Annotated in this window: 17 protein-coding genes; all 17 read left to right on the plus strand. The window is 32.9% G+C overall.

All coding sequences use genetic code 11. The features are described 5' to 3' along the window. The first annotated feature begins 5 nt into the window (after positions 1–5). Entirely contained in the window at positions 6–1,235 is a 1,230-nt protein-coding gene (locus C1S72_RS00450) for an HD domain-containing protein (protein ID WP_104733717.1), read from the plus strand. A 25-nt stretch (positions 1,236–1,260) separates the two neighbouring features. Next, complete coding sequence (gene lpxD, locus C1S72_RS00455) at positions 1,261–2,289, plus strand: UDP-3-O-(3-hydroxymyristoyl)glucosamine N-acyltransferase (RefSeq protein WP_104733718.1); 1,029 nt, start codon at positions 1,261–1,263, stop codon at positions 2,287–2,289. Then, positions 2,276–3,682 carry a bifunctional UDP-3-O-[3-hydroxymyristoyl] N-acetylglucosamine deacetylase/3-hydroxyacyl-ACP dehydratase gene (locus tag C1S72_RS00460; protein WP_104733719.1) on the plus strand — a complete coding sequence of 469 codons (1,407 nt, stop codon included), beginning with the start codon at positions 2,276–2,278 and terminating at the stop codon, positions 3,680–3,682. Before lpxD ends, C1S72_RS00460 begins: the two co-directional genes overlap by 14 nt. Before the next feature lie 93 nt (positions 3,683–3,775). Further along, positions 3,776–4,561: an acyl-ACP--UDP-N-acetylglucosamine O-acyltransferase gene (gene lpxA / locus C1S72_RS00465; protein ID WP_104733720.1), complete on the plus strand. Its 786-nt coding sequence runs from the start codon at positions 3,776–3,778 to the stop codon at positions 4,559–4,561. Positions 4,562–4,564: 3 nt separating this feature from the next. Next, positions 4,565–5,131 carry an elongation factor P gene (gene efp, locus C1S72_RS00470; RefSeq protein WP_104733721.1) on the plus strand — a complete coding sequence of 189 codons (567 nt, stop codon included), beginning with the start codon at positions 4,565–4,567 and terminating at the stop codon, positions 5,129–5,131. A gap of 1 nt (position 5,132) precedes the next feature. Next, a complete protein-coding gene (locus C1S72_RS00475) occupies positions 5,133–6,065 on the plus strand; it encodes a UDP-3-O-(3-hydroxymyristoyl)glucosamine N-acyltransferase (protein ID WP_104733722.1) in 933 nt (310 codons plus the stop codon). Between the two features lie 4 nt (positions 6,066–6,069). Next, the gene (locus tag C1S72_RS00480) at positions 6,070–6,477 is read left to right on the plus strand and encodes a nuclear transport factor 2 family protein (protein ID WP_104733723.1); all 408 of its coding nucleotides are present in this window, start codon (positions 6,070–6,072) and stop codon (positions 6,475–6,477) included. Between the two features lie 71 nt (positions 6,478–6,548). Further along, on the plus strand, positions 6,549–7,421 hold the full coding sequence (gene sucD / locus C1S72_RS00485; protein WP_104733724.1) for a succinate--CoA ligase subunit alpha: 873 nt from the start codon (positions 6,549–6,551) through the stop codon (positions 7,419–7,421). A 108-nt stretch (positions 7,422–7,529) separates the two neighbouring features. Then, entirely contained in the window at positions 7,530–8,276 is a 747-nt protein-coding gene (gene fabG / locus C1S72_RS00490; protein ID WP_104735732.1) for a 3-oxoacyl-[acyl-carrier-protein] reductase, read from the plus strand. Between the two features lie 14 nt (positions 8,277–8,290). Beyond that, positions 8,291–10,321: a hypothetical protein gene (locus C1S72_RS00495; protein ID WP_104733725.1), complete on the plus strand. Its 2,031-nt coding sequence runs from the start codon at positions 8,291–8,293 to the stop codon at positions 10,319–10,321. Between the two features lie 15 nt (positions 10,322–10,336). Beyond that, positions 10,337–11,152, plus strand: coding sequence for a prohibitin family protein (locus tag C1S72_RS00500; RefSeq protein ID WP_104733726.1), 816 nt, complete (start codon positions 10,337–10,339; stop codon positions 11,150–11,152). A gap of 240 nt (positions 11,153–11,392) precedes the next feature. Next, positions 11,393–12,250 (plus strand): ATP phosphoribosyltransferase, encoded by an 858-nt coding sequence (gene hisG, locus C1S72_RS00505; protein WP_104733727.1) that lies wholly within the window; start codon positions 11,393–11,395, stop codon positions 12,248–12,250. Further along, on the plus strand, positions 12,247–13,530 hold the full coding sequence (gene hisD, locus C1S72_RS00510) for a histidinol dehydrogenase (RefSeq protein WP_104733728.1): 1,284 nt from the start codon (positions 12,247–12,249) through the stop codon (positions 13,528–13,530). Before hisG ends, hisD begins: the two co-directional genes overlap by 4 nt. Next, the gene (hisC, locus tag C1S72_RS00515; protein WP_104733729.1) at positions 13,530–14,567 is read left to right on the plus strand and encodes a histidinol-phosphate transaminase; all 1,038 of its coding nucleotides are present in this window, start codon (positions 13,530–13,532) and stop codon (positions 14,565–14,567) included. The genes hisD and hisC overlap by 1 nt, the downstream gene beginning before the upstream one ends. Beyond that, the gene (hisB, locus tag C1S72_RS00520) at positions 14,567–15,703 is read left to right on the plus strand and encodes a bifunctional histidinol-phosphatase/imidazoleglycerol-phosphate dehydratase HisB (protein WP_104733730.1); all 1,137 of its coding nucleotides are present in this window, start codon (positions 14,567–14,569) and stop codon (positions 15,701–15,703) included. The genes hisC and hisB overlap by 1 nt, the downstream gene beginning before the upstream one ends. After that, positions 15,703–16,290, plus strand: coding sequence for an imidazole glycerol phosphate synthase subunit HisH (gene hisH / locus C1S72_RS00525; protein WP_104733731.1), 588 nt, complete (start codon positions 15,703–15,705; stop codon positions 16,288–16,290). The genes hisB and hisH overlap by 1 nt, the downstream gene beginning before the upstream one ends. Continuing rightward, positions 16,287–17,021, plus strand: a complete 735-nt coding sequence (gene hisA, locus C1S72_RS00530; RefSeq protein WP_104733732.1) for a 1-(5-phosphoribosyl)-5-[(5-phosphoribosylamino)methylideneamino]imidazole-4-carboxamide isomerase — start codon at positions 16,287–16,289, stop codon at positions 17,019–17,021. The genes hisH and hisA overlap by 4 nt, the downstream gene beginning before the upstream one ends. The last annotated feature ends 1 nt before the right edge of the window (position 17,022 follow it).

The following is a 17,022-nucleotide window of genomic DNA, read 5'->3' on the forward strand; positions in this document are numbered from 1 at the left end:
GCAGCTTGATTTCAAAAAACAAACTTAAAATATTTAACGACCCAATTTACGGTTTTATTACTATACCAAATTCTACAATTTTTAATTTAATTGAGCATAAATATTTCCAACGTCTCCGTCGCATTTCGCAAATGGGTATGTCATATTTAGTATATTCTGGCGCACATCATACGCGGTTTCACCATGCTTTAGGGTGCATGCATTTAATGCAAAAAGCTGTGCAAACACTTCGTTTTAAGGGAGTTGATATTTCAAAAGCCGAAGAGGAGGCTTTATTTATTGCAATTTTACTTCATGATATTGGGCACGGTCCTTTTTCACATGCCATGGAACATAGTATTGTAAATGGTATTAGTCATGAGGAAATTTCATTGCTTTTTATGGAAAACCTGAATGCTGAATTTAACGGAACTTTAACGCTAGCCATAGAAATTTTTAAGGGTAATTATAAGAGAAAGTTCCTTTGTCAATTAATTTCCAGTCAATTGGATATGGATCGGGCAGATTACCTAAAACGTGATAGTTTTTATACAGGTGTATCAGAAGGTAACATAAATACAGAGCGATTGATCACCATGCTAAACGTTGTGGATGACTCATTGGTTGTAGAGGAAAAAGGCATTTATAGTGTTGAGAAGTTTTTGATTGCTAGACGTTTTATGTATTGGCAAGTCTATCTTCACAAAACAGGTTTGGTTGCGGAGCAATTACTTATTAGAATGTTGCAACGCGCTAAAGAACTTGTTTCAAATGGCGTTAAACTGCAATCGAGCAAAGCCTTGGATTATTTTCTTGAGAATGATGTGACACTAAAAGCATTTAATAATGAAGCCATACAGTTATTTGCGCAATTGGATGATTATGACATTATTTCTGCTATGAAATCATGGCAATTTCATGATGATTTTGTGTTGCGTAATCTCTGTGAAATGATTATAAACAGGGATTTATTAAAGATAAAAATTAAGAAGAAACCCATAAAAAAAGATCGTAAGCATAGCCATGTTAAAGCGTTAGTGGAAAAGTATGATATATCAGAAATTGAAGCTAATTATTTTGTTTTTACAGGTGAGATATCAAATCAGGCTTACGAACAAAATTCACAAAATATAAACATATTATACAAGACTGGAAAAATTCAGGATATTGTTAAAGCTTCAGACCAACTTAACCTAAAAGCATTAACAAAACCAGTCACTAAATATTTTATATGCTATCCCAAAGATAAAATGTGACACATTTTTTCTATTTTTGCGCTTTATGAAATTCACAGCAGAACAAATAGCCGGTATTTTAGAAGGAGACATTGTAGGTAATTCTCAAGTTGAAGTTTCTAAACTATCTAAAATTGAGGAAGGTACAGAAGGTTCTTTAACCTTTTTAGCCAATCCAAAATACACACCATATATATATACCACCAAAGCATCTATTGCAATTGTAAATAAAAGCTTTGTGCCAGAACATGATATCAATTCTACTTTAATTAAAGTGGATGACGCCTATAAGTCTTTTTCTAAATTATTAGAATATTACAACCAGATAAAACTAAATAAATCTGGAATTGATCAACAGACTGTTGTTTCAGATTCTGCAAAGCTTGGAGAAAATATTTATTTAGGAGCTTTTACCTTTGTTGGTGATAATGTGAAAATAGGTGATAACGTAAAGATATTCCCAAATTGTTATATAGGCGACAACGTTACAATAAAGGATAATACTATCGTTTTTTCAGGCGCCAAGATTTATTCTGAATGTATTGTGGGTAGTAATTGTGTGATAAATTCTGGAGCCATAATTGGCGCTGATGGTTTTGGTTTCACACCAAATGAAGTAGGTGAGTATAGCAAGGTACCTCAAATAGGTAATGTTATCATCGAAGATTTTGTTGATATTGGAGCCGCAACAACAATTGATAGAGCCACATTAGGATCAACAATAATAAGAAGAGGCGTTAAATTGGATAATCAAATTCAAATAGCTCATAATGTTGAGATTGGAAAAAATACAGTTATTGCCGCTCAAACAGGAATTGCTGGATCTACTAAAATTGGTGAAAATTGTCAAATAGGTGGTCAAGTTGGTATTGTTGGTCACATAACAATTGGAAATAACGTAAAAATTCAAGCGCAATCAGGAATAGGTAGAAATGTAGCCGATAATGAAATTTTACAAGGGTCGCCTGCATTGGGCTATGGAGACTATAACAAATCTTATGTTTATTTTAAAAATCTTCCGAAAATTGTGAAGTCCATAAACGAAATAGAAAAGAAAGTAAATGGGAATAGTTAACACGAATATTAAGCAAAAAACCATAAAGAATGAGGTGTCCCTTAAAGGTGTTGGGTTGCATACAGGAAAGAATGTAACATTAACATTTAAGTCAGCACCAGAAAATTCTGGTTTTGCTTTTAAAAGAATAGATCTTGAAGGATCACCATTAATAGAAGCAGATGCCAATTATGTAACTAATACACAACGTGGCACGTGTTTAGAAAAAAATGGTGTAACTATACAAACTTGTGAGCATGTTTTAGCAGCTTTAGTAGGTCTGGATATTGATAATGCTATTTTAGAAATTGATGCTTCCGAGCCACCAATTATGGATGGATCTTCAAAGTTTTTTGTTGAAGCTTTAGAGAAAGCAGGAGTAGTTGAACAAGAGGCAACTAGAGAGGTTTATGAGGTTACTGATGTTATTTCTTATACCGATGAGGAATCAGGAAGTGAAATCTTGGTTATGCCTTCCAATGAGTATCAAATTACTACTATGGTCGATTTCGGAACTAAAGTATTAGGTACCCAAAATGCTTCTATAAAGCACATTTCAGAATTTAAAGATGAAATTTCGGACTCAAGAACGTTTAGCTTTCTACACGAAATTGAAATGCTTTTAGAACACGGCTTAATTAAAGGAGGTGATTTAAATAATGCTATTGTTTATGTTGACAAGGAATTGTCACCAGAGACCATGGACAAGTTGCGTGTTGCATTTAAAAAAGATAATATAGCCGTCAAGCCTAACGGAATTCTAGATAATTTAACCTTGCATCATCCAAATGAGGCTGCAAGGCATAAATTGCTGGATGTTCTAGGTGATCTTGCGTTAATAAGAACACATTTAAAAGGTAAGATTATTGCCAACAAACCAGGACATTTTGTAAACACACAATTTGCAAAAAAAATGTCCAAAATCATCAAGAATGAAAGACGTAACAATGTTCCTAATATTGATTTAAATCAGGATCCATTAATGGATGTCAATCAAATTATGAATATGCTTCCGCATCGTCAACCATTTTTATTGATTGATAAAATTTTCGAATTAAGCGAGTCTCATGTCATAGGTATGAAAAACGTGACTATGAACGAACCTTTTTTTGCTGGTCACTTCCCAGGAGCACCAGTTATGCCTGGTGTTTTAATTGTTGAGGCTATGGCACAAACAGGTGGCATTTTAGTATTAAGTACTGTTCCTGATCCAGAAAACTATTTAACATTCTTCATGAAAATAGACAATGTTAAATTCAAACAAAAAGTAACTCCCGGTGACACTCTAATCTTTAAATGTGATTTAATTTCACCAATTCGTCGTGGTATTTGCCACATGCAAGGTTATGCTTATGCCAATGGAAAGCTTTGCGCTGAAGCCGAATTAATGGCACAAATTTCAAAAGTAAAATAATATGAACCGAGCCAATCCTTATATATTGAGTTATTCGGTTAATCTAATAGGCGAGCACATTTTCTCCTATTTATCAAAAACAAAATTACGAAAATGAACCAACCATTAGCATACGTACATCCTGGAGCAAAAATCGCAAAAAATGTTGTGATTGAGCCTTTTACTACGATACATAATAATGTCGTGATAGGTGAAGGAACATGGATTGGAAGTAATGTCACTATTATGGAAGGTGCCAGAATTGGTAAAAATTGTAATATTTTTCCTGGTGCCGTAATTTCTGCTGTTCCTCAAGATTTGAAATACAATGATGAAGACACTACAGTTGAAATTGGAGATAATGTAACCATTAGAGAATGTGTTACAATCAATAGAGGGACTACAGATAAAATGAAAACTGTAATTGGAAACAATTGTTTGATTATGGCGTATTGTCATATTGCCCATGATTGTATTGTTGGTAATAATTGTATTTTCTCAAATAACAGTACGTTGGCAGGACATATTAATGTAGGTGACTATGTGGTTTTGGCAGGAATGACAGCTGTACACCAGTTTTGTTCAATTGGAAATCATGCTTTTGTAACAGGTGGTTCATTGGTGCGTAAAGATGTTCCTCCATTTGTAAAAGCTGCACGAGAACCATTATCATATGTTGGTATCAATTCAGTAGGATTGAGACGTCGTGGTTTTTCGACAGAAAAAATTAGAGAAATTCAGGATATATTTAGAATCTTATATCAAAAAAATTATAATAATACCCAAGCAGCTGAAATTATAGAAGCGGAAATGGAAGCAACTCCAGAGCGTGATGAAATTCTTCAGTTTATTAAAGATTCACAACGTGGTATTATGAAAGGATATTTTAAATCAAATTAATTTATGGCTAGTACTTCAGATATTAGAAACGGATTGTGCATTAGATACAACCATGATATTTTTAAAATAATTGAGTTTTTGCACGTAAAACCTGGGAAGGGTCCAGCATTTGTAAGAACAAAACTTAAAAGTGTTACTACAGGAAAAGTTATCGATAACACCTTTTCTGCTGGTCACAAAATAGATGATGTTCGTGTTGAAACACATAAATTTCAATTTCTGTATCATGATGGTGAGTTTTATCATTTTATGAATCAGGAAGATTATACACAAATAAGATTGCTAGAAGCAGCTTTAGACAGACCTGATTTAATGAAAGAGGGTGAAGTTGTAACTATTCTTATTAATTCAGAAGACAACATGCCTCTTTCAGTAGAAATGCCAGCAAGTGTTATTCTTGAGGTCACTCATACAGAGCCTGGTGTTAAAGGGAACACAGCTACCAATGCAACAAAACCTGCAACAGTAGAAACAGGTGCTGAAGTAAACGTGCCACTTTTCATTAATGAAGGTGACAAGATTAAGGTAGAAACCGAAAAAGGTACGTACAAAGAACGTATTAAAGAATAAGGTGAAATTCCCAAGAAAACATACTTTAAAGGAAATAGCGAGTCTAATTAACGTGGATTATGTTGGTTCTGATGATTTTCCTGTGTTAGGTATGAATGAGATTCATGTGGTGGAGTCAGGAGATATTGTATTTGTAGATCATCCTAAATATTATGACAAAGCTTTAAATTCAGCAGCTACCATAGTTCTAATCAATAAAAAAGTTGAGTGTCCTGAAGGTAAAGCCTTATTAATCAGTGACGATCCTTTTCGTGATTTTAATAAATTAACTAATCACTTCAAACCTTTTCATTCTGCTAATGCTGCAATATCTGATACAGCAACTATTGGTGAGGGTACTATCATTCAACCTAACTGTTTTATTGGTAACAATGTCACTATAGGTAAGAACTGCATTATACATGCTAATACGAGTATTTATGATGACACTGTCATTGGTAATAATGTGGTTATTCATGCTGGTACGGTATTAGGTGCTAGTGCTTTTTATTACAAAAAGCGACCTGAAGGTTTTGATCAATTATTGTCTGGTGGTCGTGTGGTTATTAAAGACGACGTTCATATTGGTGCTTTGTGTACTATTGATAGAGGTGTAACTGCTGATACAACTATTGGAGAAGGCTCTAAACTTGACAATCAAATTCAAATAGGTCACGATACCATAATAGGCAAAAAATGCTTGATTGCATCACAAACAGGAATTGCTGGTTGTGTGGTAGTCGAAGATGAAGTAACGCTTTGGGGGCAAGTGGGTGTGAAAAGCGGTATAACCATTGCTAAAGGAACAGTTTTATATGCTCAATCTGGTTTAGGCCATACTACAGAGGCTGGTAAAACCTATTTTGGTTCACCTGCAATGGATGCAAGAGAAAAATTCAAGGAAATGGCTTACATCAAACAAATCCCCGAAATTCTAAAAAAACTAAAAAAATAAACACATGTCTGCAAAAGATATCGTAAAAAGATTTTACAATTCTGATTTAGCAAATGATGAATCAATTATATCGCAATTTTTTCACAAGGAATGTGAGTTGCATTGGAATAGTAGTCGTGGTTTTACGGTTTTAAGATATGATGACATCGTCTCATTCTTTGAAGGAACTAGACAGGCTTATGAAAGCCTCCGGTTTGTTTTCAGTCATTTACTAGAAGATGGCCCATTTGTTACAAGCAGACACACTTTATTTGCTAACACAATTGAGAATCCTGATGAAGAAGTTGCTTTGGCGCATTTTATATCTATTTGGGAAGTGAAAGATAACCAACTATTTAAATGCCATGAGATTAGCCAATTGGCAGATGAATCAACTATGCATTCAAATTCCTTCAAAGAAATAAAAATTTAAAAATACTTTACTAATCCTATTCAAAAGATTACTTTTGTAATCGTTTTAAAACATTAAAAATTTAAACTTCAATGAGCGTTTTAGTTAATAGAAATTCAAAAATAATAGTACAAGGTTTTACTGGTAGCGAAGGGACATTTCACGCTGGTCAAATGATTGAATATGGTACAAATGTAGTTGGTGGTGTAACACCTGGTAAAGGTGGCCAAACTCATTTAGAAAAACCAGTTTTTAATACAGTTGAAGAGGCTGTAAAACAAGTTGGTGCAGATACCAGTATTATTTTTGTACCGCCAGCTTTTGCTGCTGACGCTATTATGGAAGCTGCTGATGCTGGTATAAAAGTGATTATCACGATTACTGAAGGAATTCCTGTTGCTGATATGATAAAAGCTTCAGATTACATAAAAGGTAAGGACTGTAGGTTGATAGGTCCTAATTGTCCTGGCGTTATTACTCCAGAAGAAGCAAAGGTTGGTATCATGCCAGGTTTTGTTTTCAAAAAAGGAAAAGTAGGTATCGTTTCTAAATCTGGAACATTGACTTACGAAGCAGCTGATCAAGTGGTAAAATTGGGATTGGGAATCACTACTGCCATTGGTATTGGTGGTGACCCAATAATTGGAACAACAACAAAAGAAGCTGTTGAACTTTTAATTAACGATCCTGAAACTGAAGCAGTTGTAATGATTGGTGAAATAGGTGGACAACTAGAAGCAGATGCGGCTAATTGGTATAAAGAAAGTGGTAGTAAAAAACCAGTTGTAGGTTTTATTGCTGGTGAAACAGCACCTGCAGGCCGTACTATGGGACATGCTGGAGCTATTGTAGGAGGTAGTGATGATACAGCACAAGCTAAAAAGAAAATTATGAGAGCTTGTGGTATTCATGTAGTTGATTCTCCTGCTGAAATAGGTAAAAAAGTAGCTGAAGTTTTAGCTTAATAAACAAATACTGAACTGTTAAAAACCTTACAAAATCTTGTAAGGTTTTTTTATTTGATGCAACTTGTATTTATTATATTTGACAAACAACTAATCTCAACAACAAAAATGAAATTATTAGAAGGAAAAACCGCTATTATAACAGGGGCGAGTAGAGGAATTGGTCGTGGAATTGCTCAAGTATTTGCCCAGCAAGGTGCTCATGTCGCTTTTACGTATAGTTCATCAGTTGAAGCAGCTAAAGAACTTGAAGACGAATTAAAGGCTTTAGGAGTAAAAGCTAAAGGATATAAAAGTAATGCTGCTAGTTTTCAAGAATCTCAAGATTTAGCTGAAGCTGTTGTTGGTGAGTTTGGAAGTATCGATATTCTTGTAAATAACGCAGGAATTACAAAAGATAATCTCTTAATGCGAATTAGTGAAGAGGATTTTGATAAAGTTATTGAAGTTAATTTGAAGTCTGTTTTCAATATGACAAAAGCTGTACAGCGTACTATGCTCAAACAGCGTAAAGGCTCTATAATTAATATGAGTTCGGTGGTAGGTGTAAAAGGTAATGCAGGACAAACTAATTACGCAGCATCAAAAGCAGGGATTATTGGATTTTCAAAATCGGTGGCTTTAGAATTGGGTTCAAGAAATATACGAAGCAATGTTATTGCTCCAGGATTTATTGAAACTGAAATGACAGCAAAATTAGATGAAGACACTGTTAAAGGATGGCGTGAAGCTATTCCTTTAAAACGGGGAGGAACACCTGAAGACATTGCAAATGCCTGTGTGTTTTTAGCGAGTGATATGTCAGATTATATAACAGGTCAAACATTGAATGTAGATGGTGGCATGTTAACTTAATTGCTTAAAAATTAATGGGTTCGATTACTCTTTTATTTATAATATTATCTGGAATTATAGCGCTATCACTAGCGCTTTTTCAATATTGGCATAGATTAAAAAAGAAATCAATATTTAATTTATTAGCCTTTTTAAGGTTTCTTACAATTTTTGCAGTCTTAATTTTATTGGTGAATCCAAAAATTGAGAAAGAAACATTTTATAAAGAAAAGCCAAAGTTGGTAATTGCTACAGATAATTCAAGTTCTCTTTCTTTCCTTGAACAAGAGGAGAATATAAAACGAGTTATAAGTAATTTAAAAGAAAATCAAGAACTTAATGATAAGTTTGACTTAAACTTTTTCAGCTTTGATGAAGATTTAAAAATGACTGATTCATTAAGTTTTCAGGGCAGACAGACAAATGTTGCTAATGCCTTTGATAAACTGCAAGATATTTATAAAAGTGATATTGCACCTACCATATTGCTTTCTGATGGTAATCAAACCTATGGTAGTGACTATGGTTATACGTCATTAAAGTTCAAACAACCTGTTTATCCAATAGTTTTAGGCGATACTACTCAACATGTAGATATTAAGTTGCAACAACTTAACGTCAATAAATACGCTTTTTATAAGAACAAGTTTCCAATAGAAGCTATCATAAGTTATAATGGTGAAGAAAAGGTAAGTACATCTTTCAAAATATTAAATGGAAACACAGTTGTATGGTCACAAACAGTAGATTTTGACCAAATTAACAATTCAAAAATCTTAAATTTATCATTGCCAGCTAATCAAATAGGCCTTTTTACATACAAAGCGATTATTGAACCGTTGAGTAATGAAAAAAACACTAACAATAACGCAAAGAATTTTGCCATAGAAGTTGTTAATGAAAAATCTAATATAGCCATTGTAAGTGATTTTGTCCACCCAGATTTAGGTGCCTTAAAAAAGAGTATTGAAAGTAATGAACAGCGATCAGTAAGTATATTGAGTATTAATGAATTTGTTTCTAAAATAACAGATTATCAAATGGTTATATTGTATCAACCAAATAGTAGATTTAAGCCTGCTTTTGATGCTCTGAATGTAACACCTTTAAACAGTTTGATTGTTTCTGGATCAAAAACAGATTGGAATTTTATTAATAATACCAAAAATAATTATAAGCATGATATAAGTAATCAAACAGAAAATTATCAAGCTGTCATTAACACCAATTATTCTGAATTTATAATTCCTGATCTTGATTTTGAATCATTTCCTCCCTTAATAGGCAAATTTGGAAACATAAATTTTTCTGTTCCTAGCAAAGTCATTCTAACAAAAAAAATAGGAAACGTCATTACAGATGATGTATTGTTGGCAACTTTGGAATACAATTCACGACGAGAAGCTTTATTATTGGGCGAAAACATTTGGCAGTGGCGTGCGCAAAGTTTTTTGAATCAAGGGTCTTTTGATCAGTTCGATGATTTTATTGGAAAGCTCGTACAATATCTGGCTTCAAAAAAGCGCAGAGAACGATTAAATGTTGAATTTGAATCTTTTTACAATGGTAGCTCTAATGTAGTTATAAGCGCACAGTATTTTAATACAACTTATGAGTTTGATAATAGAGAGAACCTAATCATTAATGTTACAGATGATATTTCGGGAGAAAAAAAATCATATCCTTTCATTTTGAAAAACAACAGTTATCAAGTTGATTTGAGCAGTTTACCTGCTTCTGATTATCGTTTTACTGTAACAGCGACCAATAGTAATATTTCAAAATCTGGATCTTTTAAAATTATTGCCTATAATATTGAAGAACAGTTTTTAAATGCTAATATGTCAAAATTGCAAACAGTTGCATCAAATACTAACGGCAATACCTATTTTCCAGATAAAACCGACGATTTGATTGATGATCTACTTAATGATTCTAGGTTTGCTATAATTGAGAAAAGTACTAAAAATACTGTACCTTTGATAGATTGGAAGTATTTACTTGCCTTAATAGCCATATGTTTAACTTCAGAATGGTTTATTAGAAAATATAACGGACTTATTTAACTAAAAAAATAAAAAATGGAAAGATTACCAAAAATTGGATTACCAATAATTATTACAATAATCGTATTAATTGTTGTCATTGCAAAATCTGCAGTAACTATTGGGTCTGGTGAAGCAGGCGTATTATTTAAAACATTTGGAGATGGTGTTGTTATAGATGAACCGCCAATGAGCGAAGGATTTCATATTGTTGCACCATGGAACAAGGTATTTGTTTATGAAGTAAGACAACAAGAAGTACTTGAAAAAATGAACGTTTTGTCTTCAAACGGATTGGATATCAAGTTGGAAGCTTCAGTTTGGTTTCAACCAAAATACACTGATTTAGGAAAATTACACCAAGAAAAAAGTGAAATGTACAAAGAGCGTGTATTACTTCCTGCCATTCGTTCAGCAGCTCGTAGTGTAGTTGGACGTTATACACCTGAACAATTGTACTCTACAAAACGTGACGCCATTCAGCAAGAAATATTTGAAGAAACTAAAAAAATTGTCGAAGATCAATACATTCAATTAAACGAAGTACTGGTTCGTGATGTGACGTTACCGCCAACCATTAAAGATGCCATTGAGCGTAAATTAAAGCAAGAACAGGAATCTCTTGAATACGAGTTTAGATTGGTTACTGCTGCAAAAGAAGCTGAAAAGGTAATTATTGAAGCAGAAGGTAAGGCTGAATCAAACAGAATTTTAAGTGCATCATTAACGGATAAAATTTTACAAGATAAAGGTATTGATGCCACCATTAAATTATCAGAATCTCCAAATACTAAGGTAATTGTTATAGGTTCTGGTGATAGCGGATTACCTCTTATACTTGGAAATCAGTAGGATATAAAATAATGTAAAAAACATTTGGATTTATAAATTAATTTTCTGAAACTTTGTTCAGTTAACAAAACGACATGACTTTTATTCAATTACATCATCATCATTTTCATATTTGCACTCAAGCGAACTGAAAATGTATTGAATAAAACCAAAATATTTTAAAACCGTTTGAGTAAATCAAGCGGTTTTGTTTTTTAAACACTTCTCGGAAAGATTTACTCAAACATCAAAAAAAGAAAAATGAGTAAATTAAAAATTGCAATTCAAAAATCAGGTAGATTACATGATGATTCCATGAAAATCCTTAAAGAAATAGGGATTTCTATTGACAATGGTAAAGACCAACTAAAAGCATCAGCTAGAAATTTTCCGTTAGAAGTATTCTATTTGCGTAATGGAGACATTCCACAATATTTAAAAGATGGCATTGTAGATGCTGCTATAATTGGTGAAAATGTTTTAATTGAAAAAGGAAATGGAATTTCAATAATTGAAAAATTAGGTTTCTCTAAATGCAAAGTTTCAGTGGCTATTCCCAAAGCGCAGCCATATACTTCTCTAAATGATTTAAACGGAAAGCGTATTGCAACATCGTATCCCAAGACGGTTAATCAATTTCTAGAAAAAGAAGGTATTGATGCACAACTTCACATTATAAACGGTTCGGTAGAAATCGCACCTAATATTGGGTTGGCAGATGCTATTGTAGATATTGTATCTAGTGGTAGTACTTTATTTAAAAATGGTTTAAAAGAAGCCGAAGTGCTTTTGAAATCGGAAGCAGTTTTAGCAGTATCTCCAAAGATTTCTGATGAGAATCAATCAACATTAAGGAAACTTCAGTTTAGATTACAATCTGTCCTCAAAGGAAGACAAAACAAATATGTTTTACTCAATGCACCTAATGATAAATTAGAGAACATAGTTAAAATTTTGCCTGGCATGAATAGTCCAACAATTTTGCCATTAGCAAAAGAGGGTTGGAGTTCATTGCACTCTGTGATTAATAAAAATGAGTTCTGGGATGTTATTGACGAACTCAAAGAAAATGGTGCTGAAGGTATTTTAGTATGTTCAATTGAAAACATGGTAATATGAGAATAATAGAAAACCCAAAAATAGAAGATTGGTCAAAATTGTTATTAAGACCTACGCAAACTGTTGATGATATTGAAAATACCGTAGAACTCATATTTGATGATGTTAAGCGTAATGGTGACCGAGCAATTTCAAAGTACACAGCAATGTTTGATGGTGTCAATTTAGATGAATTTATTGTTGCGAATTCGGAAATAGAAGCTGCTTCTATTCGTGTTTCAAACGAACTAAAAGATGCCATTCAATTAGCAAAATCCAATATCACCAAATTCCATTCTGCCCAAAAAACTTCTCAAGTTAAATTGGATACAATGCCCGGAGTTACTTGTTGGCAAGAAAAAAGACCAATTAATAAGATAGGATTATACATACCTGGAGGAACTGCACCTTTGTTTTCTACTGTATTGATGTTAACAATTCCAGCGAATATTGCTGGTTGCAAGGATATTGTTTTATGTACGCCACCGAATAAAGAAGGGAAGGTTGCTGATGAAATATTGTTTACAGCTAGTATATGTGGTGTGACAAAATTAATTAAAGTTGGTGGTATTCAGGCAATAGCAGGACTCACATTTGGTACTCAAAGTATTCCGCAAGTGTATAAAATATTTGGGCCAGGAAATCAATTTGTAACCGTAGCAAAACAATTAGCTACAAAATATGGCATAGCAATCGATATGCCTGCTGGACCAAGTGAATTATTAGTGTTTGCCGACGATTCTGCAACACCAAGTTTTGTGGCTTCAGATTTATTAAGTCAAGCAGAGCATGGTTCGGATAGTCAAGTTATTTTGGTTTCAACATCGAAATCACTTTTAGCAAAAGTAAATATAGAACTAGAAAGCCAATTATCTCAACTGCCCAGAAATGAAATAGCCGAAGCTGCAATTGTGAATTCAAAAGCTATATATATAGATACTAATGAAAAGGCCATTCAGTTAATTAATGAATATGGACCTGAACATTTTATTGTTTGCTCAAAAGATGAAGACTATTTTGTAAATAATATTCAAAATGCTGGTTCAGTGTTTGTTGGTAATTATACACCAGAAAGTGCTGGGGACTATGCTTCTGGAACGAATCATACCTTACCAACAAACGGGTTTTGTAAAGCCTATTCTGGTGTTAATCTAGATAGTTTTACTAAAAGCATCACTTTCCAAAAAATTTCAAAGTCAGGAATCCAGAATATAGGAAATGCCATCGAACTTATGGCTGAAGCAGAAGGACTGCAAGCTCACAAAAATGCGGTATCACTACGATTAAAAGATTTACAATAATGGACATAAATAATTTAATACGAGACAATATCAAAACGCTTAAACCATATGTGTCTGCACGTGATGAGTTTAAGGAATTCTCTAGTGATCTTATATTTCTTGATGCAAACGAAAATCCTTTTGATAATGGCGTTAATCGTTATCCTGATCCGTTTCAGATAACGTTAAAGTCAAAACTATCTGAAATTAAGAATATTTCAATCGATAATATTCTTTTAGGAAATGGAAGTGACGAAATTTTAGATTTAATTATTAGAGTTTTTTGTGAACCAAATGCTGACAATATTATCACGTTACCGCCAACCTATGGTATGTATGAGGTATTGGCCAATACGAATGCTGTGGAAATTAAATCTGTAATGCTAAATGATAATTTTCAACCAGATATTAGTGCCATTTTAGACAAAGCTGATACGAATTCAAAAATTTTATTCTTATGCTCACCAAATAATCCAACAGCAAATAGCTTAAAGGCTGGCATTGTTGAAGAACTATTAAAATCATTTCAAGGAATTGTTGTGATAGATGAAGCATATATTGATTTTTCAAATGAGGCAAGCTGGTTAGGTCGGCTTAATGAATTTCCAAACTTAATTGTGACTCAAACATTATCAAAAGCCTTTGGTATGGCTGGTATTAGACTTGGTGTTTGTTATGCATCAAAAAAAATTATCTCCACACTAAATAGAATAAAGCCACCATATAATATTAATGCCTTAACACAGCAAAAAGCTTTAGATCGGTTGCTAGATATAGGAATAGTAAAAACTGAAATTGCTACTATTTTAAATGAAAGAGATAAGTTAATTCAGGAGTTATCCGAAGTTAATTTTATTAACAAGGTATATCCTTCCGATGCAAATTTTATATTGATAAAAGTGGATGATGCTTATAAAAGATATAATCAGCTACTGGAAAATGGCATTGTGGTCCGAAATAGAACACACCAACCTAATTGTAAAAATTGTTTACGCTTTACCGTTGGCACAGCAATAGAAAATAACACACTAATTAAAACATTAAAAAACATTCAGTAATGGGAAAGAGAGTATTATTTATAGATAGAGACGGAACACTGATTAAAGAACCGGCAGATGAGCAAATAGATGCTTTTGAAAAACTTGAATTTTACCCGAAGGTATTTCAATATTTAAGTAAAATTGCCAATGAGTTAGACTTTGAAACTGTCATGATTACTAATCAAGATGGTTTAGGAACATCTATTTTTCCTGAAGAATCCTTTTGGCCTGTTCACAATTTTATAATTGAAACGTTCAAAAATGAAGGCATTAGGTTTGATGAGCAATTTATTGACCGAACCTTTGCCAAAGACAATGCACCTACAAGAAAACCAAATACAGGTTTACTAACTAAATATTTATCAAAAGAATACGATTTACAAAACTCCTTTGTAATTGGCGATCGCTTAACAGATATGGAATTGGCTAAAAATTTAGGTTCTAAAGGTATTTTTATAAATGATCATACAAATCTTGGAACCGATGAAATAACAGTAAAACGTGAAGAATTGAATCCATTTATTGCTTTAGAAAGTAACGATTGGGAGTCTATTTATACCTACTTAAAAGTAGATGCTAGAACTGGTTTTATTGAAAGAAACACAAACGAAACAAAGGTAAAAATCAAATTAAACCTTGATGGTACAGGACAAAGTTCAATTGATACTGGTATAGCATTTTTTGATCATATGCTTGACCAAATTGCAAGACATGGTCAAATAGATTTAGACATCAAGGTTATTGGTGACCTGAAAGTTGATGAACATCACACCATTGAAGACACGGCAATAGCATTGGGAGAAGTATTTGCTGATACTTTAGGAAAGAAACTAGGCATAGAGCGTTATGGTTTTGCCTTACCAATGGATGATTGTTTAGCTCAAGTAGCCATAGATTTTGGTGGAAGAAATTGGTTGGTTTGGGAAGCCGATTTTAAACGCGAAATGATTGGTAAAATGCCAACAGAAATGTTTATGCACTTTTTTAAGTCATTTACTGATGGTGCTAAATGTAATCTAAATATTAAGGCAGAGGGTATTAATGAACACCATAAAATAGAAGCCATTTTTAAGGCTTTTGCTAAAGCCATAAAAATGGCAGTGAAACGAGATATAGAAAAAATGATTTTACCCTCAACTAAAGGTGTTTTATAATGAAAGTAGTAATAATTGATTACGGAGCAGGTAATATCAAGAGCATTCAATTTGCCTTTCAGCAACTTGGTTTAGAAGCCATAGCTTCAAATGATTATAACCGAATAAAAACTGCAGATAGAATCATATTTCCTGGAGTTGGAGAAGCCAGTTCAGCTATGACAGAGCTTAAAAAAAGTGGGCTTGATAAATTAATTCCAATTTTAAAACAACCCGTATTAGGTATCTGTCTGGGTATGCAATTAATGTGTTTGGAAACAGAAGAAGGAAATACCAATGGACTTGGTGTTTTTAATACGAGAGTTAAACGATTTACAAATTCAGTGAAAGTACCTCAAATGGGTTGGAATACAATTCAAAATTTAAAAACAAATCTGTTTAACAACATTAAAGAAGAAGAATACATGTACCTTGTTCATAGTTATTATGCTATTAACTGCCAACAAACGATTGCCACAACAAATTATGAATTAAGTTATGCAACTGCACTTCACAAAAATAATTTTTACGGTGTTCAGTTTCACCCAGAGAAAAGTAGCTTAGCAGGTCAACAACTATTACAAAATTTTATAAATATTAGAGAATGAGAATAATACCAGCAATAGATATCATTGAAGGCAAATGTGTACGATTGACCCAAGGTGATTATAATTCAAAAAAGATTTATAATGAAAACCCACTTGAAATTGCGCGTACATTTGAAGATTCAGGTGTCAAGTATTTACATGTTGTGGATTTAGATGGTGCAAAGGCTAAACATATTGTTAATTATAAAATATTAGAACAAATTGCCTCAAAAACGAACCTTAAGGTAGATTTTGGAGGTGGTTTAAAAAGTACTGAAGATTTGCATATTGCCTTTAATTCAGGTGCTAAACAAATAACTGGAGGTAGTATTGCAGTTTCAGATCCTCATATTTTTGAAGAATGGATTTCTAAATATGGTCGCGAGAAAATAATTCTGGGCGCAGATTGTTTAGATAAAAAAATAGCTATTCATGGTTGGCAAAAAACTAGCGATCGATCAATTATTCCATTTATAAAATCATATCAAAAGAAAGGAATACAATACGTTATTTGTACGGATATTAATAAAGACGGTATGTTAAGTGGTCCTTCTTTTGAATTATATAATGAGATTCTAGAGAGCTTTATGAACGAAAGTAAAGGTCAAACCTTAAAACTAATAGCTTCGGGTGGTATTTCTGGTATTGAAGATATTGATAAACTAAACGAAATAGGCTGTGAAGCTGTAATTGTAGGAAAAGCTCTTTATGAGAACAAGATTAATTTAAAAGAACTTCAACGCTATTTTTAAT

It is taken from the genome of Hanstruepera ponticola, assembly GCF_002940745.1.
GTDB classification, from domain to species: Bacteria; Bacteroidota; Bacteroidia; order Flavobacteriales; family Flavobacteriaceae; genus Hanstruepera; species Hanstruepera ponticola.